The sequence below is a fragment of the Paractinoplanes deccanensis genome (assembly GCF_016862115.1).
In the GTDB taxonomy this organism is placed as follows: domain Bacteria; phylum Actinomycetota; class Actinomycetes; order Mycobacteriales; family Micromonosporaceae; genus Actinoplanes; species Actinoplanes deccanensis.
Genome location: NZ_BOMI01000108.1, coordinates 46188 through 65426, shown reverse-complemented (window position 1 = coordinate 65426; position 19239 = coordinate 46188). Strand labels below are relative to the sequence as shown.

Below are 19239 nucleotides of genomic sequence, written 5' to 3'. Positions count from 1 at the left end.
CGCGACGAGGACGGGTTCGGGCATCTGTCGTGTCCCAGACTCGGCGGACACTTCGCTTGACAGCCTGTCCTGCCAAATTCACACTGAATTCGCCATACACCCTGTTTTCTCAAAGAAGGATCTGATGATCCCTGTTGCCTCATCCGTCGGCGAGGCCGGCAACGACTCTCATCCGTCCGCCGACACGTACGACACCCGCCTGCGACGGTTCGGGCTCGCCGCGGCGGCCTTCCTCGCTCCGTGGTGCATCGTCGCGTGCAACCTCGGATGGGCGATGGCCCAGGCGGCCGGCGCCAGCGACCAAACCGGCGCCGACGCGCTGGCCGCCGCCGCGGCCCACCCCACCCTGCTGCACAACGTGGTCCTGTTCGGCATGCTCGGCGCGTTGCTGATGATCCCAGCCGGGCTGGGCGCCGCCCGGCTGGCCGGCCGGGGCGCGGCGAAACTGTCGTTCATCGCCGGCACCTTGGTGGCCGCCGGATACGCCTGCTATCTCGCCGTCCTGCTCACCGACCTCACCACCATCGCGATGGTGCGGGTCGGCGGGCCGATGGCCGACTTCGCCACCGTGCTCGACACGCGGCAGCAGGACGCCGCCGGCACCTGGGTATTCCTGCTGTTCGTCCTCGGCAACGTCGTCGGCACATTCCTGCTCGGCCTCGCCCTGTGGCGGTCGCGGGCGATCACCCGCTGGGCCGCGGCCGCAATCATGATCTGGCCGCCGATGCACATCGCCGGCCTGGCCGCCGGTGTCGAGTGGTTCGAGGTCACCGGCGCCGCCGTGCAGGGCCTCGGCTTCGCCGCGGTCGGCGTCCATCTCCTACGCCGCGCCGGCTGAGGACGATCCGAGGGCGCCACTCGAGCGCCGTGCGAAGCCGGCGCCCCGACAACACGCAGTTGCGGTGACGGCTGCGTCAAACCCCCCTGGAAAGGCATTGCAGTGAAGTCATTCTTGCGCCGAGCCACCGCCGGTTGCCTGGCCCTGCTGGGCACGCTCGCCGTGGGCGCGCACACCGCGGCCGGGCATACGGCGCCCGAGTTGCTCTGGGCCGACTGTGGCGACGGCTTCCAATGCGCGGACGCCCGTGTGCCGCTCGACTACGACGACCCGCGGGGACCGACGATCACCATCGCCCTGATCCGCAAGCCGGCCGCCGATGCGGCGCATCGCATCGGCTCGCTGTTCCAACTGCCCGGCGGGCCCGCCCAATCCGGCGTCCGCGTGCTGCGCGATTCCCCGCCGCAACTGCTGGCCTTGCTGGCCCGCTTCGACGTGATCGGCTTCGACCAGCGCGGCACCGGCGCGAGCCGGCCCGCCGTCGACTGTCACGCGACACCACCGTCGTTCTTCGCCCGCCCGGACGCCGTCGAGCCCCACGCGTACGCCGCCGCGGCACGCGCGTACGGACTGTCCTGCCTACGCCACAACCGCACCATCCTGCCGCACATGAGCACCGCCAACGTCGCCCGCGACGTCGACCTGCTGCGCCGGGCCGTCGGCGACGAGCGGCTCACCGCCATCGGCATCTCGTACGGCACCGACATCGGCGCCACCTACGCCAGCATGTTTCCCGGCCGCGTCCGGGCCATGGTCCTCGGCAGCGCCGACGACGTGCGGACCGGACGCGACCACCCGGTCGACGCCGGTGAGGAGCAGTCGGCCGCCTTCGAGGGCGAGCTCGACCGCTTCTTCGCCCGCTGCGCGGCCGCCGGGCCACGGTGCGGCTTCGGCGGCACCGACCCCGAGGACGCCTTCGACACGCTGCTGGCCAGGCTGGACGGGCAGCCGCTGCCCACCGGCGACCCGGCACACCGCCGGCTCAGCGGAGACGACGTCCGCGAGGCCGCGCTCGCGGCGATGTACACGCCGCGGCGGTGGCGCGACTTCGCCACAGCACTCACCGCCGCGACGGACGGCCGGCCGTCAGCCATGCTCGACTTCCTCGCCGAGCAGAACGACTTCGGCAGCTACGACCAGCGGTTCGCGGTCCTCGCCGTCGACCAGCGGTTTCCTCGCGGACCCGTGGCCGGCTACGTCCGCGACAGCGTCCACGCCTACCGGATGTTCCCGCACTTCTGGTGGGTCAACGGGCTGGTCAACCTCAACCTCGCGCAGTGGCCGGTCGAGGACGCCGACGCGTTCCGCGGCCGCATCCACCATCCCGGCCAGGCCGCACCCATCCTCGTCATCAGCAACACCCACGACCCGGCGACACCGTACGCCGGCGCCCGGCAACTCGTCACCGACCTCGGCAACGCGCGGCTGCTCACCCATCAGGCCGACGGCCATGCCAGCCTCACCTCCGGAAACCCCTGCCTGGTCGGACCGGCCCTGGCCTACCTGACCGACGGCGCCACCCTGCCACCGGCCGGCACCACGTGCCGCGACGACACCGACCCGTTCGCGTCCTGAACCCCACACCGGCTCACCCGAAAGAGAGACATCGCTGTGATCGTCAAGTGGATGGCGGCGGCGCTGACCGCTGCCGCACTCGCGGCCATGCCCGCCGCGCCCGCACAGGCCGGCGGCCCCCACCACCGGCCCGGCCGGCCGGTCCTGGTGGAGCCGCTGCCCGCCTCGCTGTGGCTGCCGGGCACCGCTACCGCGCACCGGATCCGGTACACCTCCACCGGCCTGCACGGCCGTCCCGTGGTGGTGGCCGGCGCGGTATTCATCCCCGAAGGCAAAGCACCGCAACGTGGGTGGCCGGTCATCAGCTGGGCACACGGCACGGTCGGCGTCGCCGACGGCTGCGCCCAGTCGGTCGCCGGCCGCTCGCCACGAGACGTCACCTACCTGTCCGCGTGGCTGCGCGCCGGATACGCCGTGGTCGCCACCGAGTACGAGGGCCTCGGCACCCCCGGCCCGCACCCCTACCTGCACGGCGCCTCCGAGGCATACGGCGTCATCGACATGGTCCGCGCCGCCCGAGCGGTCCACCGGTCGCTGAGCCGCGCCTGGCTTGCGGTCGGCCAGTCACAGGGCGGCCAAGCGGCCCTGTTCACCGGCGCGATGACGGACCGGTACGCACCCGAGCTCGACTACCGCGGCACCATCGCCACCGCGCCGCCGTCGCAATGGCGCACCCTCATCGACGTCGCCCGCGCCTTCGAGCCCACCGCACCGGCGGTCCCGAACGTCCTGCTGATCCTCGAGATGCTCCGCGCCGCCCACCCACACACCTTCGACCCGACCGGCTACCTCACCCCCGCCGGCGCGGACCTCTTCGCCCGGGCCCGCACGCAACTGTGCTTCGCCGAACTCGCCGAACTGCTCGCCGGCCGCACCACCGCCGACGTGTACGACGTCGACGCCGCCGAACGGGAACAGCTCACCCGGCTGATGGAACGCGACGCCGACATCCCCATCGTCCGCCACCGCCGGCCCGTGTTCATCGCACAGGGCACCGCCGACACCGTCGTCTACCCGACCGCATCCAAGACCACCGCCGACCAGCTCGCCGCCGCCGGCACCGACGTAACGTTTCGCTTCTACCCCGGCGCCGACCACAGCGGACCGATGGCAGCCGCCCTACCCGAGCTGATCGCCTGGGCGAACACTCACATGACGAGGTAGGGCGCCCGGATCCGGACTGTTTCCGTCGCGCTAAGCCCAATACCGCGGACCACGTCGAGGGCAGCCGGTACGTCGGCAGTCAGGCACCCCGGCCGCGCGCAGCCGCAGCGCGCAGTGTCCGGCACACGGTTCGCTCGGCCATGTCCACCAGGATCTCCGTCGCCTCCTCGACGGTGCGGCCGCGGCCGGTCACCAACAGATCGAGGCTCTCGAAGCTGGTCAGCACCCACAGCAAGTCGACCGCCTCGTCAACGGTGAGCCCGTCGCGCAGCTCACCCTCCCGCTCGAGATGCTCGGCCAGGCTTTGCATGCCGGCCCGCCGGTCGGTCTCCATGTGCCGTACGGCGCTGCCGGCGGACTCGGGATCCAGCCGGTCCATGGCGTGCAGCACCCGGTAGACCGCCAGTTCCCTGCCCTTCATCCGGCTGGCCGCCCGGATCCCCTCACGCAGGTGGTCGCGCGCGCCGGCGGCGTGTACCGCCCGGCCGAGCTCGCCCAGACCGGTGCGCTCCCAGAGATCCACCACGAACGCGTCGAACAGGCCCGACCGTGAGCCGAAGTCGGCGTAGATCGTCGACCGCGACACCTTGGCCAGCTCAGCCACCCGGCCCAGGCTGGGCTGCTCGGTCGGGGTCTCGCGCAGGCACTGGCCGACCGCGTCCAGGATGCGGCGCCTCGTCTCCTCCGCGGCCTCGGCGCGGAGGACCTGCTCGTACTTTCGGGGTGCCATACCCCCATCTTCGCATATTGGCCCGACAAGCAGTCTGCTCAACTCGCCGCAGGGAGACCGGCGCGCGCCAGGGATTTGACTTGACACCATGTCCAACGAACCGCGAGCCTGATTTCACCGTACAGTTTGCACTCCGAAAGGTTACCGAGATGACTCACCGCACTCCCGGCCTGCGCGACCACGACGTCGTGGTCGTCGGCGCGGGACCGGCCGGCCTGGTCGCGGCCGCGCAACTGGCCCGGCACGGCATCGACGTGCTCGTGCTCGACAAGCGGACCGGCGTCTCCCCGCTGCCCCGCGCCGTCGGGGTGACCCTCCGGCAGATGGAGATCTTCCGCGGCTGGGGGTTAGAGGAGAGACTGCGGGCCGGGACCGACGACGTCGACCTGGCCGTCCTGCGGACCCGCACCGTCGCCGAGGCCGGGGAGGGCACCCGGGTGCCGATCAACGTGCCTGATGTGGTGCAAAGCAGCGTGGTCAGTCCGACCGCGTCTGCCCGGGTGCCGCAGGATCACCTCGAGCAGGTGCTCGCCGACCACGTCACCCGCCTGACCGGCCGCCCGGCCCGCCGGGGCACGGAGGTCATCGGGCTCAGCCAGGACGAGGCAGGCGTGACGCTCGCGGTCCGGGACGCGACCGGCCTCGGCGGCGACGCGGTCGAACAACTCCGCGCGGCGTACGTGGTCGCGGCGGACGGCGCGCACAGCCCGATCCGCGAGCAGGTGGGTATCGAATCCGTGGGGCCGGATGCGCTGATGCGCGGGATCGGCGCCGAGTTCCGTGCCCCGCTGTGGCCGATCCTCGGCCCGCACCGCTACGCGCTCTATTCGATCAGCCACCCGGACGGCGCCGGCGTGCTCATACCCTCCGGTGACGGCACCCGCTGGCAGTACGGCGTGGTCCTCGGGCCCAACGACGACGTGGCGGCGCTCACCCGGCCCGGGGCACTCGCGGACCGGATCCGGATCGCCTCGGGGCTGCCCGATCTGCCCGTCGACCTGGTGCGCTGCGGCGCCTTCACGGCCGATGCCAAGCTGGCGGCGACCTTCTCGTCCGGCCGCGTGTTCCTGGCCGGGGACGCCGCACACCGGGTCACACCGCGGGGCGGCAACGGCCTGGCCATGGCCGTGCGGGGCGGGCTCGCGATCGGGTGGCGCCTCGCCTGGGTCCTGCGAGGCTGGGCGCCGGCCCACTTCCTCGACACCTACGAGACGGAGGTACGGCCCCTGGCCGCCACCGACGTCGCCCGGGCCGCCGACCCGCACGGCCGCTGCCACGCCGTGCTCACCGAACTCCTGCACGACCTCGGCGGGCGACTCCAGCACGCCTGGCTCGCACCCGGTGCACCCGGCCGGTCACCCGTCTCGACGCTGGACCTGGTCGGTGACGGGCTGACCCTGTTCCTCGGCGAGGACGACTCCGCCTGGCGCACCGCCGCCAGGCTCGATCACGCAGTGCCGGTCGACGCCGTGACGCTGCCTCCGGCCACCGCCCACGCGCTCGGCCTGCACGCCGGCAGCGGGCTGCTGGCACGACCGGACGCCGTCCCCGTGGCCAGGTGGTACCGCGTGACCCGCGTGGACCGCGCCGCGGCGGAGCTCGAGCGCGCGGTCGGCGACGTCCTCGGCCTCCCGGCGACGACCATGGCGGGTGCGACATGACGTCGCGATCGGGTTCGCTCGACTCGCCCCGGTTCCCCCGCTCGTCCCGGTATCACCCCGACTGGATCCGGTCGAACGTCAGCGGCGGCGCCCACTCGCTCTGGCTCACCGAATGGCTGTCCGAGGCCGTCGGCCTGCGGCCGGGCCTGCAGGTGCTCGACCTCGGTTGCGGCCGCGGCGCGTCCTCGGTCTTCCTGCGCCGCGAGTTCGGCGTGCAGGTGTGGTCGACCGACCTGTGGTTCGGCGTCGACGACCGCGCCCAGCGGATCCGCGACGCCGGCGTCGACGACGGCGTTTTCCCGATCCACGCCGACGCGCGCGCCCTGCCCTTCGCCCGCGACTTCTTCGACGTCATCGTCAGCATCGACTCCTTCGTCTACTACGGCACCGACGACCTCTACCTCGGCTACCTGGCCCGCCTCGTGAAGCCCGGCGGCCAGATCGGCATCGCCGGCGCCGGCGTGCTGCGGGAGACCCCAGTGGACCCGCCCGCACACTTGCGGCAGTGGTGGGAGCCGAGCCTCGCCTGCCTGCACTCACCCGAGTGGTGGCACCGCCACTGGTCGCGCAGCGGCATCGTCGACGTCGAGCGGGCCGACGCCATGGACGACGGCTGGCGACTCTGGCTGCAGTGGCAACGCGCGGTGGCCCCCGACAACGCGCCGGAGATCGGGGCACTCGAAGCCGACCGAGGCCGCCACCTCGGCTACGTCCGCGCCGTCGCCCGCCGCCGCCCCGGCGTCGACCTCGACGACCCCATCACCTCGATCCCCGTCGTCTACCAGCGGCAGCCATTACTGGCCGACGACTTCACCGCACCCGCGCCCACCCCGGAGGAGAAAGCAGAAGGGCCACAACGTCATAGGGCCACGACCTGCACAACCGCTTCACCATGCCCGCCCGCAACCAGCGGGTGACCACCAGCCCGGGTGACCGCGGTGACGAACCGTCCGGGTCAGCGGGCCGGCTACTCACCGCTCCCGCCCCGAGTCCTCGTCACCCGCCGAGTGCGTTCCTGCCTGAGCGGGCTGCGGCGCGGCGCCGAACTCACCGAGCCGCCGAGCGCCTTGTCGGTTCCTTCTTCGACCGCCTGGACCAGCGACACAGGGCCGACCTGCATGGGGTGCCAGGACCATGCCCGCTGGGATCTGGTGACACGTTTCTTAGAGGCACCCCAGTAAGCGGCTCAGACCCCGCAAGGATCTCGCCCCACACCGCCTCAGTCCACGCCGTGCAGCACCCTTCGCGCGCAGCCCAACGCCTGTCACGACGCAATCCCGCGCTCCTTCACGCTCCTCCGAATTATCGGATTATTAATACCGGCAATCCGTCAATCCAAAAACGGACATAAAGTCAGGTGCACCATAATGACTGCTATGTGGTATCCCTACAAGTCAAGTAGGTTTTGGTTCTCGGGTCGAGACGGCGAACGACTCGGTACGGCTGCGGACGCTCCCAGCACCCGCACGGCGACTCCTCGACGCCCCCGGAGCAAGACGACAAAGGTGAGGAGTCCTCGATCCAACGGCGGGCTCAACGCTGACGTAGTGGCGGCCGCGGGGCGTTAACGAGTTTCGCCGCCCACACACAGCCCGCCCTTCCCAAGGGGGAGCCCCCGTCGGTCATTCTCCCAGAAAACCGCCCGTGGGCGCTCGAGCCCTGTGGACACGCAGGAATGTGGATAAGGCCCGCCGCCCGCGCCCATCAGGATTTCCCTGCGTTGCTCGAGTTCTGTCAGAAGCGTTCTCCTGAGATTTCGCCGTCGCCGTCGCCGTCAGGCATCCAATCTCCGGCGCCGCGGAGTGCACACAGCGCGCCGCCGACACCGCAGGCGGCTAGCGACTCAGATATGCGGCGGCGGCGAGAAGCACGGCCGGGTCGTCGCGAAAATGACCGATCGCCGCGTTGCAGCCCACGCACAGCAGGCCCCGCACCGATCCGCTGCGGTGACAGTGGTCGACGACCAGCTTGAACGCCGTCGCGGTGGGCCGCCCATCCAGCCGCGGCCGGCCCACCGAGCTTGCCGGCAACTCGTCCTCGTGCCGGCGGCAGATCGCGCAGCGGTAGTCCTGGGCGCTTCGCAGCCGGTCGTACTCCTCCACGGTGATGCCGTACTTGTCGCGAAGGTTCGCCGCGCGGACCCCGGCCGCGCCGATCCGGTCGCGATGCCGGCGGCTGATCGACTGAGCCGTGTCGAGGCAGGGCCGGCAACTCTTCAGCCGCTTGCCGGAACGCCCGATAAACAGCGCGGCCGCACGCTGCTTGCCGCATCGAGGACACAGCTGGGTGGCAGCCGGCGACTCGGTCATGCCCGAACGCTAGTGCCGGGGTACGACAGTTCCGCCACCCGCGCCGGCCGAGTCACGGCGGTGATCGTTAGAGTCGGCCAATGTCCGATTTCGATGAGCTCGGCGGGCGGCTGCGGTCCGTCGCCGAGCAGCTGGGGGATCTCAGCGCACGCCTGCGGTACGCCACCGACGCGGCGCAGGGGCGCGACTTTCGTGCGGCGGATCCCGGGGGCCTGGCCGCGGTGACTGTGGACGGTCGGCCGCGGGTGATCGAGCTCAACCTGCACCCCGACGCTCTGCGCACGGAACCGGACGAGCTCGACCGGCTGCTCACCGGACTGCTCAACGACGCGCTCGGGCAGGCTCGCGAGGCCACCCGGCAGGCGATGGTCGAGGCGCTGCCGGCGGGTGTCCGCACCGAGGTCGAGCAGGCCGCCGAGCGGCCGCAGCCGATGAGCGGCCGCAGCCGATGAGCGGCCGCATCGAGGGGCCGGCGTCCGAGCAAGACCGGGCCGGGCCGGTGCCGAACGGCCGGTGGCCGCGCCGGAGCAAGGCTGCGCGCGGGCCAAGCCGATGCAAAGCTGGGCGAGCCCGATAACCAAGATGAGCAAAGCAGCCTCAGCCCACCGCACCGCCTCCTCTCGCCCAGACGGCCCCCACGACCAGCCAGCCCATGACCAGCCAGCCCACGACCAGCCGGCTTCGTAGCGGGAGAGCCGGCAACGAAGCCGGCCAGGTGCGAGAACGCTAGCGCGCGCCGCCTCCGGGGCGCGTCAACCCGAGGTCTGACATCCGAGGGCCGGACATCCCAGGTGGTCGTGTCCGGTCTGCACGTCGTCGGCGTCGGGAATCCCAGCGCCGGGAATCCCGGGGTCGGACAGCCTACGAGCACGAGCACGGACGGGATGCCGGACCATGAAGACGTCCACCGGGTCCTGCGACTCCACCGTGAACCCGTGCCGTTCGTACAGGCGCACCGCGGCGCTGCCGTGCAGCACGTTGAGCCGGACGACGGCCCGGTCCGCGTCGGCGCCCGCGAGGACGGTGCCCAGCACGGTCGAGCCGAGCCCGCGCCCCTGCAACCCGGGCGCGATGTAGAAGTGCTCGAGCCACCGCCCGGACGCGGACGGGCGGACGGTGATGCTGCCGGCGAGCTCCCCCGCGTGCACGATGATGGAGGTATGACGCGGCGAGAAGGAGTCCCGGAGGCGCCGGCGGACGCGGTGCTCGTCGTAGCGGCCGAGCCGTTGCAGGTCGGGGCGCAGCACGACGGCCCGCAGCTCGGCGACGGCCTCGACGTCGGCGGGCCCGGCCGGCCGCAGCGCCCAGTCGGTGATCTCCACGGCGCCAGTATCGCCAGCCTGCCCGCGCGGCTGCTCGAGCAGGTGGCCGATCTTGTGCCGGTCGGCTTGGATGCCGTGCGGGTCGGTGTCGACGGTGTGGACGGGGTCGGCAAGTCGACGTTCGCGGCCGCGCTCGCCGGGGTGCTGCGTGCGCGGGGCCGTCCGGTCGTGCACGTGTCGGTGGACGACTTCCACCACCCGGCGGCCGTGCGGCATCGGCGGGGGCGTGACTCGGCGGAGGGGTTCTGGCTGGACAGTTACGACTATGCGGCCCTCGTACGCGAGGTGCTCGATCCTTTTGCCCCCGGTGGGTCGCGCCGGTTCCGGCGGGCCGCGCACGATCTCCGTACCGACCAGGTCCTGGATCTTGATTGGGAGGTGGCGCCGCGCGGCACGGTGCTGATCGTCGACGGGTTGTTCCTGCACCGTGACGAGCTCGCCGGCAGGTGGGAGCTGTCGGTGCTGCTGGACGCGCCGTTCGAGGTGACCGTCGCGCGGATGGCGCGCCGCGACGGCTCGCACCCGGACCCGGATCATCCGAGCCAGGCCCGGTACGTCGGCGGGCAGCGCCGGTATTTCGCCGCCTGTGACCCGCGCTCGCGCGCCGATGTGGTCGTCGATGCGTCGGACTGGCGGACGGCGGCTATCGTGCATCCATGATCGACGACGGGGGCCTGGCCATCGCGGCCGCCGAGGCCGGCGCGGTTGTCGTCCGCGACAGTTTCGGCGCCGCCCTCGACCGGGTGGACAAGGGCGCGGGCGACTTCGCGACCGCCGCCGACCTGGAGGCCGAGCGGGTGATCGCCGGCGTGCTGCGCGCGGCCCGCCCGGGCGACGCGGTGCTCGGCGAGGAGACCGGCCACAGCGGCCCGGCCGGTCACGACCGGACGTGGCTGGTCGACCCGCTGTGCGGCACCCTCAACTACGCCGCCCGGACCCTGCTGGTCGCCGTCAACGTGGCCCTGCGCGCCGGTGACGACGTGACGGCCGCCGCGGTCGCCGACCCGTTCACCCGCGAGGTGTTCTGGACCGACGGCAAGGCGGCGTGGGTGCGCCGTGACGGCGGCGACGAGCGGTTGGTGCCGTCCGCGGTCTCGGCTCTGGTGGACGTCAACCTGGATCCGCCGTTCCTCAACGATCCCCGTTTCCGGGCGGTGGACCTGCTCGCCGACCGGCGCTTCGGGGCCCGGTTCCGCCCGCGTGTGGTGTCGACGACGCTCGCCGTGGCGTGGGTGGCGGCGGGGCGGCGCGCCGCGTACGTCACCGACGGGTCGGTGCGCGACAGCGTGCATTTCGCCGCCGGTGTCGCGCTGTGCCGGGCCGCCGGGGGTGTGGTCACCGCCCTCGACGGCGGCCCGCTGCACACCGGCTCGCAGGGTCTGCTGGCCGCGGCCGACGAGCGGACCCACGCCGAGTTGCTCGCGATGATCGGCCTCTGAGGATGGTGCAGCGCATCGCCTCGTACGGCATCTGCGTGCGTGACGGCAGTCTGCTGCTGGCGCGTTTCGTGTCCCCGGACGCCGCCGTGCGGCACTGGACTTTGCCCGGCGGCCGCGTCGAGGAGGGCGAGGACCCGGTCGACGCCGTCGTCCGTGAGGTCGAGGAGGAGACCGGCTACCGGGCGCGGGCGGACGCGCTGCTGGGGGTCGACTCGCGGGTGTTCACCATGGACTACAGCGACCCGCCCGGCCTGACGATGCACGCGATCGGCGTGTTCTACGAGGTCACGCTGACCGGCGGCGCCCTGCGCGACGAGACGGGTGGCTCCACCGACACGGCCCGCTGGGTGCCGCTGGCCGAGGTGGCGTCTTTGGAACGCGCCGCGCTGGTGGACGTCGGCCTCGCCCTGCACCGGCAGCGCCCGCGCACCGGTCACGTCCCGCCGATCCCGGTGACCGGCCTGCTGCGCAAGTGAGCGGCCCGTGTCCCTGCTGACGATCGGCGCGTTCGCCCGCGAGGCCGGGCTCACCCCCAAGGCGCTGCGGCTGTACGACGAGACGGGCCTGCTGCGCCCCGCCGCGGTCGACCCGGAGTCCGGCTACCGCTTCTACGACCCCGCACAGCTCGCCCGGGCCCGGCTGATCGCCGAGCTGCGCCGCATCGGCATGCCCCTCACCGAGATCGCCGACGTGTGCGCCCTCCCCCCGGCGGCCGCCGCCGAAGCGGTCGACGCCTACTGGCGCGAGGTCACGGCCGACACGGCGGCCCGGGCCCGGCGTGCCGCCCTGCTCGTGGCGAACCTGACCGGCGAGGACACGGCCACCCCCGGCATCGTCTTCCGGCACGCCTGCGGCCTCGACCCGGGCCGGGGCCGCGACACCAACGAGGACGTGGCGTACGCCGGCGATCAACTCCTCGCGGTCGCCGACGGGACCCGGGGCCCCGGCGGTGCACAGGCCGCCGCGGCCGCCGTCGCCGCGGTCCGCGCGGTCGAACAGACCCCCGGGGCCGAGCCGCTGTCCCTGCTGGCGGGCGCCGTCCGCGCGGCCGACCGGCGGATCCGGGCCCTCGACGCCGGCCCGGTGACCACGCTGACCGCCCTGCTGCGCCGCGGCACCCAGCTGGCCCTGGTGCACGTCGGCGACAGCCGCGCCTACCTGCTGCGCGACGGCGAGCTGACCCAGCTGACCCAGGACCACACGTGGGTACGGGCGCAGGTCGACCAGGGCCGGCTCACCCTGGCGGAGGCCGCCGCGCATCCCCAGCGGGCGCTGCTCGCCCGGGCCGTCGGCTGGGGCGCGCCGGGAGAGGCGGACCTGGGGTTGCGCACCGCCGTGCCGGGTGATCGGTATCTGCTGTGCTCGGACGGGTTGTCGGCGGTGGCGGGGGCGGCCGCCATCGGTGCGGCTCTGGGCGCGGCGGCGGGGCCGCGGGAGGCGGTCGGGGAGCTGATCGCGTTGGCTCATGGGGCGGGCGCGCCGGACAACGTCGCGGTGGCGGTCGCCGAGGTCTGCTGACGGTTGGGGCACGGTGGCCGGGGCACGGTGGCCGGGGTGGTGGGGCGGTGCTCACGGCGTCAGCGCTTCGGCGGCACGGGCCGCCTGAGCCGATGCCGCGACATTCGACGGCAAGGCGGCAACCGCGCCGGGAGGTCCGTGGGCCAGCAGGAGCCACGAGCTGTCGGCGTTGCCGCAGACCGAGACAGGGCGGAAATCGCCCGGGTCACGGATCGCCGGGCGTCCGGCCGCGCAAGTCGCTGATCAGGCGGGACACGAGCGGGCGCAGGGCCGCCGCCCGCGCGCGGCGCCACTGGGAGATCTCGGGCATGACGGTGTCGGGGATGGTGGCGGCGCGGATGCTCCACATGCCGGTGAGGCCGACGACGAAACGGGACGCCTCCGGTGGCAGGGTTCGCAGCAGGCGGTACGCGCGGTCGGTCGCGGCAGCGGGGCCGAGGGTGTGTCCGGTGGCGACGATGTCGGCGGCGAGCTGGGCCAGGTCGATCCAGGGGGCGCCGGCGGCCGCGTACGCCCAGTCGAGCAGCACCGCTGACGTGCCGACGGCGGTGTTGTCGAGGCGGATGTCGCGGTGGACCAGCGCGCTGCCTGCCGTCCAGTCCTGCCAGCCGGCCACCACGCCGGCCGCGTGCTCGGCGTGGGTGGTCTCCCAGTCGTCGGCGGTGCCGGTCTTGAGCAGCCGTGTCCAGCCGTCGAAGTCGGTGATGCGCTGGGCGGCCGGTGGCAGGGCCGGCGGGGCCGGGTGGGCGCTCGCGGTGCGGCAGGCGACGGCGACGGCGGCGATCGCCGTGTCGGTCCACGCGCCGGGGGTGGCGCCGGCGGCCCAGGTGGTGGCCAACGCGATCCAGGGGCCGTGTTCGACGGTGGCGAGGCGCCGCGGTGCCGGCACGGACGGCGGCAGCACGTCCAGGATGGTGGACTCCTGGCGGATCATCGCGTGGTTGTGGGCCCGGACGTCGGCGGAGACGGCCTTGACGAAGACCTGCCGCCCGTCGGCCAGGCGCAGGCCGGCGGCGGGGCCGGGGGACATGCCGCCGTGCAGGTCGGTGTGGGCGGTGATCGGGGCGCCGAGCGCGCCGGCGACGGCGGCCCGCACCGGGTGCGGCGTGTCGGCCCACGCGGCGCGGGGTGTGAAGGTCACACCGCATGGTAGGCGCGGTCGTCGAGCTGCCGGCCCGCCGCTGTGCCGGCGGCGCGTACGGCCGCCGGCGTGGCGGGCAGCAGCGGCAGCCGTACGTGCGGGGTGGGGATGCGGCCGTGCGCGTGCAGCACGCCCTTGATCACCGCCGGGTTGGGTTCGGCGAACAGGGCCGCCGACAGGCGGGCCAGCCCGCGGCCGAGCGGGAGCGGGCCCCGGGCGGTGATCAGGTCGGCGTAGGCGCGGGTGGCCATGTGGGCCGAGGCGAGGATGCCGCCGTGGGCGCCCATCGCCAGCAGCGGCGCGATGTAGAGGTCGTCCCCGCCGAGGATCGCGAAGTCCGGCGGCGGGTCGGCGAGCAGGTCGACGGTGTCCGCGTCGATGCCGCCGGCGGCCAGTTTCATGCCGATCACCCCGGGGATGGCGGCGATGCGGCGCAGCGCGGCCGCCGGCAGCGGCTGGGCGGTGCGGTACGGCACGTGGTAGATCACCAGTGGTACCGGGCTCGCGCCGGCGAGGGCGCTCAGGTGGGCCACCACGCCGTCCTCACCGGCCCGCACGAACGGCGGCACCAGCGTCAGCGCGGCGGTGACCGCCGGTTGCGCGGCGAGCGCGCCGAGCGCCGCCGCGTCGTGGGCCCCGGCGAGCATCGGGGCCCCGCGCGAGGCGCACACCGCGGCGACGGTGTCGAGCACGAGCGCGCGTTCCGCCGCGGTCAGGGCCGACGGTTCCGCGGTGGTGCCGAGCGCGACCAGCCCGGTGGCGCCGTGGTCGAGGGTGTCGCGGGCGAGCGTGTCCAGCGCGCCGGTGGCCACCGCGCCGTCGGCGTCGAAGGGGGTGATCAGGGGGACGTACAGGCCGGTGAGTGTCATCGGGTCACCGTCGCAGCCCGTACCCCTAAGGTCTATTGATTTGTCCTTGCCGGATTGTTTAGCGGTGCTGAAAGGTCGTAGCGCCAGTCGTTCGACACGATGAGGTGGCCGCGCGGGTATTCGAACGACGTCTCGCCCAGCAGCTGGAAGCCGGATCGCCGGCACACCCCGTTGGACGCGGTGTTCGCCACCGACGGATAGGCGTGCACGTAGCGCCTCTCACCGATCGCGGCCACCCGCCGCAGCGCGGCCACCGTCGCCCGCACCGCCAGGCCGCGCCCCTGATGGGCGGGCAGGATCTTCCAGCCCATCTCGTAGACCGGCTCGCCGCGCCATTCGCGGCGCCAGTAGCCGACGCTGCCCACCGGGTCGGGCGAGCCGGGCAGCACGACCAGCCACATCCAGCCGTCCGCGCCGCGCATGGTGGCCAGGTACTTCTCGTGCCGCTCGACGAGCTTGCCGGGCGGTTCGACGCCGCCGAGGTGCTCCTTCATGGCCGCGGTGTTGGCCTGCCGCTCCAGCCACAGGCCGCGCTCGTCCCACTCCTGCAGTTCCATGGTCAAAAGATATGACCCATATCGCTGATGACGAATACGCGCGGACCACGGGTTTCCGCGATGTTGCGGCGGCGTTACGGTCCGGCCATGGCGATGAAAGCGCTTACAAAGCCGACGATCTATCAGGTCGCTCAGCTGGCCGGTGTCTCGATCGCCACGGTGTCGCGGGCATTGCGCGACTCCGAGCTGGTCACCGAGCAGACCCGGGAGCGGGTGCGCGCCGCCGCCCGGCAGCTGCGGTTCACCCCCAGCGGGTCGGCGCGGTCGCTGGCCGAGGGCCGGCATGCGGCGAACGGGATCGTCTTCCCGGATCTGGTCGGCCCCTACTACGCCGAGGTGATCCTCGGGTACGAGGCGGCCGCCGCGGCCACCGGCAGCAGCGTGCTGATCCTCGCCACCCACGGCCGGCGGGACCCGGCCGCGGCCGTGCGGGATTTGGCCGGGCGGGTGGACGGGCTGACCGTGCTGGGCCGCACCGTCGGCGACGACGTGATCGGGCAGATCGCGGCGTCCGGGGTGCCGGTGGTGCTGCTCGCCCGTGACCCGGTGCCGGGGGTGGACTCGCTGCGCGCCGCCAACGCGAGCACGGCGCGGGCCCTGGCCGCGCATCTGGCCGGGCACGGGCACCGCGACGTGACGTTCCTCGGTGACCCGGAGGGGTCCCCGGACGTGGCGGGCCGGTTCGCGGGGCTGCGCGCGGGCCTGGCCCGGCAGGCGGGGACGGAGCTTCACCTCGTACGGCCCCGGGGTCTTGATCTGCAAGCGGGGGAGGAAGCGGCGCGTGCGCTGCTGCGGGGCCGGCGGCCCGACGCGGTGGTGTGCGCCAACGACGAGGTCGCGCTCGGTGTGCTGCTGGCCGCCGAGGCGGCGGGGTTGCGGGTGCCCGGCGATCTGGCCGTGACCGGCTGGGACGACCTGCTCGCGGCCCGCTTCGCCGGGTTGACCACGGTGCGGCAGCCGATGCGTGAGCTCGGCGCGGCCGCCGCCCGCTGGCTGCACCGGCGCATCACCGAGACGAAGCGCAACGAGCCCGCCCGGGCCGCGCGCCGCCGGATCCTCGCCACCGAAGTGGTGGTCCGGCGCACGTGCGGCCCCCATGAGGAGGTGCAGCAGCAGTGAGAAGAGTGCTTGCCGTCGGTGTGGCGGCGGCCCTGGCGTTGACGGCGTGCGGCCGCGACGCGGGTGACAGCGGCGAGACCGCCGAGGCGGTCGGTGCGGGCAAGGCGACCGGGGAGGTGACGGTCTGGGCGATGGGTACGGAGGGAGAGAAGCTCGCCGAGTTCGCGAAGGGCTTCACCGCCGAGAACCCGGACGCGAAGGTGACCGTGACGGCGGTGCCGTGGGACTCCGCCCAGCAGAAGATCTCCAGCGCGATCGCGGCGCGGCAGACCCCGGACGTGTCGATGATCGGTACGACGTTGCAGGGCGAGTTCGCCAAGACCGGCGCGCTCGACCCGACCCCGGCCGGCCTGTTCGCCCAGGACTCGTTCTTCCCGGGCGCGTGGGACACCACCGTCGTCGACGGCACCTCCTACGGGGTGCCGTGGTACGTGGAGACGCGCGGCATCTACTACCGCACGGACCTCGCCGCGAAGGCCGGTTTCCCGCACGGCCCGAAGACGTGGGACGACCTGTCCGCGATGGCCGCCGCGATGCGGTCGAAGGCCGGCGCGAAGTGGGGCATCAGCCTGCAGCCGGGCAAGACGGGCAGCTGGCAGTCGATCCTGCCGTTCGGCTGGTCCAACGGCGCCCAGATCGCCACCGCGGACGGGTACACGTTCGACACGCCGCAGCTGGCCGAGGCGCTGCGCTACTACCAGTCGTTCTTCACCGGCAAGCTGGCACCCACCGACCTGCCGCAGGGCGCGCTGGAGCCGGCGTTCGTGCGCGGCGAGATCGGCGCGTTCATGTCCGGGCCGTGGCATGTCGGCATCCTCAACGAGCAGGGCGGCAAGGACTTCGCGAGCAAGTACACCGTCGCGCCGATGCCGTCGAAGCAGTCGTCGACGTCGTTCATCGGCGGCAGCAACATCGCCGTGTTCAAGGACGCGAACAACCGCGACGCCGCGTGGAAGTTCCTGGCCTGGCTGAGCAAGCCGGACGTGCAGGTGCGCTGGTATCAGACGGTCGCCGACCTGCCCGCGGTGCGGTCGGCGTGGAGCGACCCGGCCCTGTCCGGCGACCCGATCCTGCAGGTCTTCGGCGAGCAGCTCAAGTCGGCCAAGGCGCCGCCGGCGTTCCCGACCTGGTCGCAGGTGGCGGCCGCGTTCGACGTGCAGGCCGAGAAGGTCTGCGTCGCCGGGGCCGACCCGGCGGCCGCGCTCAAGGCGGTGCAGAACCAGGCGTCGTCCATCGGCACCGGCTCGTGACCGCCGTCCTCGACCGCCCGGCCGCCGCCACCCGCGGACGGGCCACCCGCGCCCGCCGCCGGCGGGCCTGGATCGGCTGGTCGTTCGCCGCGCCGTTCACCCTGCTGTTCCTGGTGTTCGCGCTGCTGCCGGTGCTGGCATCGCTGGTGATGAGCCTGACCGACATGCGCGCGACCGATCTGCGCACGCCGCTGGCCGTCAATGTCGTCGGGTTCGGCAATTTCACCCGGCTGTTCTCCGACGAGCTGTTCCTGCGCTCGGCGCTCAACACGATCGTCTTCGTGGCCGTCGGTGTGCCGTTGACCATGGTGGCGGCGCTGGCCGCGGCGAACGCGCTCAATTCCGGGCTGATCCGGTTCCGGGCGGTCTTCCGGGTCGGGTTCTACCTGCCGGTGGTCACCAGCATCGTCGCGATCGCCGTCGTGTGGCGTTTCCTGCTCGACCCCGAGGCCGGCCTGGTCAACAATCTGCTCGGCCTGATCGGCGTCGAGGGGCCGGCCTGGCTGCAGAATCCGGGCACGTCGCTGGGGTCCATCATCGTGATGGCGGCGTGGCGCAACTTCGGGTCGCTCATGGTGATTTTCCTCGCGGCCCTGCAAGGCATTCCCGCCCATCTGTACGAGGCGGCGACGCTCGACGGCGCCGGCCGCTGGCAGCAGTTGCGGCGCATCACGATGCCGCTGATGCGCCCGGCGCTGCTGTTCGGCGCGGTCATCACCGGCATCGGCTATCTCCAATTGTTCGAGGAGCCGCTGGTGATGACGCAGGGCGGCCCGCTGTCGTCGACGCTGTCGGTGTCGTACCACATCTACAACCAGTTCGGTTTCGGCAACTACGGTTACGCGGCCGCCGCGTCCTACGTGCTTTTCGTGGCGATCGTCGCCCTGTCGGTGCTGCAGTTCCGCCTGCTCGGGAGCCGCGATGACTAGGGCCAAGCTTTTGCTGTACGCCGTGCTGGCGCTCGGCCTGCTCGTCGTCGTCGGCCCGTTCGTGTGGATGCTGTTGTCCTCGTTCAAACCGGAGGCCGAGATCCGCGCGGTGCCGCCGACGTGGTGGCCGCACACGTGGACGCTCGGCAACTACCGGGACCTGTTCTCCCGGCTCGATTTCCCGCAGTACTTCGCGAACTCGGCGATCGTGGCCGTGCTGGTGACCGCCGGCAATCTGCTGTTCTGCTCGCTGCTCGGCTACGCGCTGGCCAAGCTGGACTTCCCGGGCCGCAAGGCGCTGTTCCTGGCGGTGCTGGGCATGCTGATGGTGCCGGGCATGGTGACGTTCGTGCCGCAGTTCGTGCTGATCAGCAACATGGGCCTGGCCAACTCGTACGCGGGGCTGGTCCTGCCGTTCCTCGCCGGCCCGTTCGGCGTGTTCCTGATGCGCCAGTTCCTGCTGTCGATACCGGACGACCTGATCGAGGCGGCCCGCGTCGACGGGGCCGGCGAATGGCGCATCTTCTGGCGGGTCGTGCTGCCGTTGTGCAAACCGGCCCTGGCGACGCTGGGCATCCTGACGTTCCTGGCGTCGTGGAACAACTTCCTGTGGCCGCTGGTGGTGGCCACGACCGACGACAAATACACGCTGCCGGTGGCTTTGGCGCTCTACAGCATCGGGCAGAACCGCGCCTATTACGGGCTGCTGCTGGCCGGCGCGGTCGTGGTGGTCGTCCCCGTTCTGATCGTCTTCCTGGCGTTGCAGCGGCACTTCATGCGCGGCATCGCCACGACCGGACTCAAGTGAGGAGCGCTTC

20 protein-coding genes are annotated in these 19239 nt (G+C 72.6%); 14 read left to right on the top strand and 6 right to left on the bottom strand.

Annotated features, from left to right (window positions below):
* Positions 1–124: 124 nt before the first annotated feature.
* From Ade02nite_RS27280 to Ade02nite_RS27270, 3 genes are all read left to right on the top strand, one after another.
* Positions 125–838, top strand: coding sequence for a hypothetical protein (locus tag Ade02nite_RS27280; protein ID WP_203769883.1), 714 nt, complete (start codon positions 125–127; stop codon positions 836–838).
* Positions 839–940: 102 nt separating this feature from the next.
* Entirely contained in the window at positions 941–2413 is a 1473-nt protein-coding gene (locus Ade02nite_RS27275) for an alpha/beta hydrolase (protein WP_203769881.1), read from the top strand.
* A gap of 36 nt (positions 2414–2449) precedes the next feature.
* Positions 2450–3577, top strand: a complete 1128-nt coding sequence (locus Ade02nite_RS27270) for a lipase family protein (RefSeq protein WP_203769879.1) — start codon at positions 2450–2452, stop codon at positions 3575–3577.
* A gap of 79 nt (positions 3578–3656) precedes the next feature.
* On the opposite strand, the gene Ade02nite_RS27265 is transcribed toward Ade02nite_RS27270, so the two are convergent.
* On the bottom strand, positions 3657–4307 hold the full coding sequence (locus Ade02nite_RS27265) for a TetR/AcrR family transcriptional regulator (RefSeq protein ID WP_203769877.1): 651 nt from the start codon (positions 4305–4307) through the stop codon (positions 3657–3659).
* 149 nt (positions 4308–4456) lie between these two features.
* Between Ade02nite_RS27265 and Ade02nite_RS27260 the strand changes: the two genes are divergently transcribed.
* Entirely contained in the window at positions 4457–5968 is a 1512-nt protein-coding gene (locus Ade02nite_RS27260) for an FAD-dependent monooxygenase (RefSeq protein ID WP_203769875.1), read from the top strand.
* Entirely contained in the window at positions 5965–6885 is a 921-nt protein-coding gene (locus tag Ade02nite_RS27255) for an SAM-dependent methyltransferase (protein ID WP_203769873.1), read from the top strand. Before Ade02nite_RS27260 ends, Ade02nite_RS27255 begins: the two co-directional genes overlap by 4 nt.
* Before the next feature lie 918 nt (positions 6886–7803).
* Here the strand turns inward: Ade02nite_RS27255 and Ade02nite_RS27250 are convergent.
* Complete coding sequence (locus tag Ade02nite_RS27250) at positions 7804–8277, bottom strand: endonuclease VII domain-containing protein (protein WP_203769871.1); 474 nt, start codon at positions 8275–8277, stop codon at positions 7804–7806.
* An 80-nt stretch (positions 8278–8357) separates the two neighbouring features.
* Between Ade02nite_RS27250 and Ade02nite_RS27245 the strand changes: the two genes are divergently transcribed.
* Positions 8358–8729 (top strand): YbaB/EbfC family nucleoid-associated protein, encoded by a 372-nt coding sequence (locus Ade02nite_RS27245; RefSeq protein WP_203769869.1) that lies wholly within the window; start codon positions 8358–8360, stop codon positions 8727–8729.
* A 300-nt stretch (positions 8730–9029) separates the two neighbouring features.
* Here the strand turns inward: Ade02nite_RS27245 and Ade02nite_RS27240 are convergent, their stop codons facing one another.
* Positions 9030–9599, bottom strand: a complete 570-nt coding sequence (locus Ade02nite_RS27240; RefSeq protein WP_239169081.1) for a GNAT family N-acetyltransferase — start codon at positions 9597–9599, stop codon at positions 9030–9032.
* Positions 9600–9641: 42 nt separating this feature from the next.
* On the opposite strand from Ade02nite_RS27240, the gene Ade02nite_RS27235 reads away from it, so the two are divergent.
* The 4 genes from Ade02nite_RS27235 to Ade02nite_RS27220 are packed head-to-tail and all read left to right on the top strand — an operon-like array spanning position 9642 to position 12556.
* Positions 9642–10259: a nucleoside/nucleotide kinase family protein gene (locus Ade02nite_RS27235; protein WP_239169080.1), complete on the top strand. Its 618-nt coding sequence runs from the start codon at positions 9642–9644 to the stop codon at positions 10257–10259.
* The gene (locus Ade02nite_RS27230) at positions 10256–11038 is read left to right on the top strand and encodes an inositol monophosphatase family protein (RefSeq protein WP_203769867.1); all 783 of its coding nucleotides are present in this window, start codon (positions 10256–10258) and stop codon (positions 11036–11038) included. The genes Ade02nite_RS27235 and Ade02nite_RS27230 overlap by 4 nt, the downstream gene beginning before the upstream one ends.
* Before the next feature lie 2 nt (positions 11039–11040).
* Positions 11041–11514: an NUDIX domain-containing protein gene (locus Ade02nite_RS27225; RefSeq protein ID WP_203769865.1), complete on the top strand. Its 474-nt coding sequence runs from the start codon at positions 11041–11043 to the stop codon at positions 11512–11514.
* A 7-nt stretch (positions 11515–11521) separates the two neighbouring features.
* On the top strand, positions 11522–12556 hold the full coding sequence (locus Ade02nite_RS27220) for a MerR family transcriptional regulator (RefSeq protein WP_203769863.1): 1035 nt from the start codon (positions 11522–11524) through the stop codon (positions 12554–12556).
* A 205-nt stretch (positions 12557–12761) separates the two neighbouring features.
* Here Ade02nite_RS27220 and Ade02nite_RS27215 read toward each other — a convergent pair whose 3' ends face one another.
* From Ade02nite_RS27215 to Ade02nite_RS27205, 3 genes are read right to left on the bottom strand one after another with little or no spacing between them, the layout of a single operon-like run.
* Positions 12762–13697 (bottom strand): phosphotransferase, encoded by a 936-nt coding sequence (locus Ade02nite_RS27215; protein ID WP_203769861.1) that lies wholly within the window; start codon positions 13695–13697, stop codon positions 12762–12764.
* On the bottom strand, positions 13694–14566 hold the full coding sequence (locus tag Ade02nite_RS27210; RefSeq protein WP_203769851.1) for a dihydrodipicolinate synthase family protein: 873 nt from the start codon (positions 14564–14566) through the stop codon (positions 13694–13696). Before Ade02nite_RS27210 ends, Ade02nite_RS27215 begins: the two co-directional genes overlap by 4 nt.
* Before the next feature lie 32 nt (positions 14567–14598).
* Positions 14599–15123: a GNAT family N-acetyltransferase gene (locus Ade02nite_RS27205; RefSeq protein WP_203769844.1), complete on the bottom strand. Its 525-nt coding sequence runs from the start codon at positions 15121–15123 to the stop codon at positions 14599–14601.
* 87 nt (positions 15124–15210) lie between these two features.
* On the opposite strand from Ade02nite_RS27205, the gene Ade02nite_RS27200 reads away from it, so the two are divergent.
* From Ade02nite_RS27200 to Ade02nite_RS27185, 4 genes are read left to right on the top strand one after another with little or no spacing between them, the layout of a single operon-like run.
* Positions 15211–16242, top strand: a complete 1032-nt coding sequence (locus tag Ade02nite_RS27200) for a LacI family DNA-binding transcriptional regulator (protein WP_203769842.1) — start codon at positions 15211–15213, stop codon at positions 16240–16242.
* Positions 16239–17492 carry a sugar ABC transporter substrate-binding protein gene (locus tag Ade02nite_RS27195; protein WP_203769840.1) on the top strand — a complete coding sequence of 418 codons (1254 nt, stop codon included), beginning with the start codon at positions 16239–16241 and terminating at the stop codon, positions 17490–17492. The genes Ade02nite_RS27200 and Ade02nite_RS27195 overlap by 4 nt, the downstream gene beginning before the upstream one ends.
* Complete coding sequence (locus Ade02nite_RS27190; RefSeq protein ID WP_203769838.1) at positions 17489–18421, top strand: carbohydrate ABC transporter permease; 933 nt, start codon at positions 17489–17491, stop codon at positions 18419–18421. Before Ade02nite_RS27195 ends, Ade02nite_RS27190 begins: the two co-directional genes overlap by 4 nt.
* The gene (locus tag Ade02nite_RS27185; protein WP_203769836.1) at positions 18414–19229 is read left to right on the top strand and encodes a carbohydrate ABC transporter permease; all 816 of its coding nucleotides are present in this window, start codon (positions 18414–18416) and stop codon (positions 19227–19229) included. The genes Ade02nite_RS27190 and Ade02nite_RS27185 overlap by 8 nt, the downstream gene beginning before the upstream one ends.
* Positions 19230–19239 lie beyond the last annotated feature (10 nt).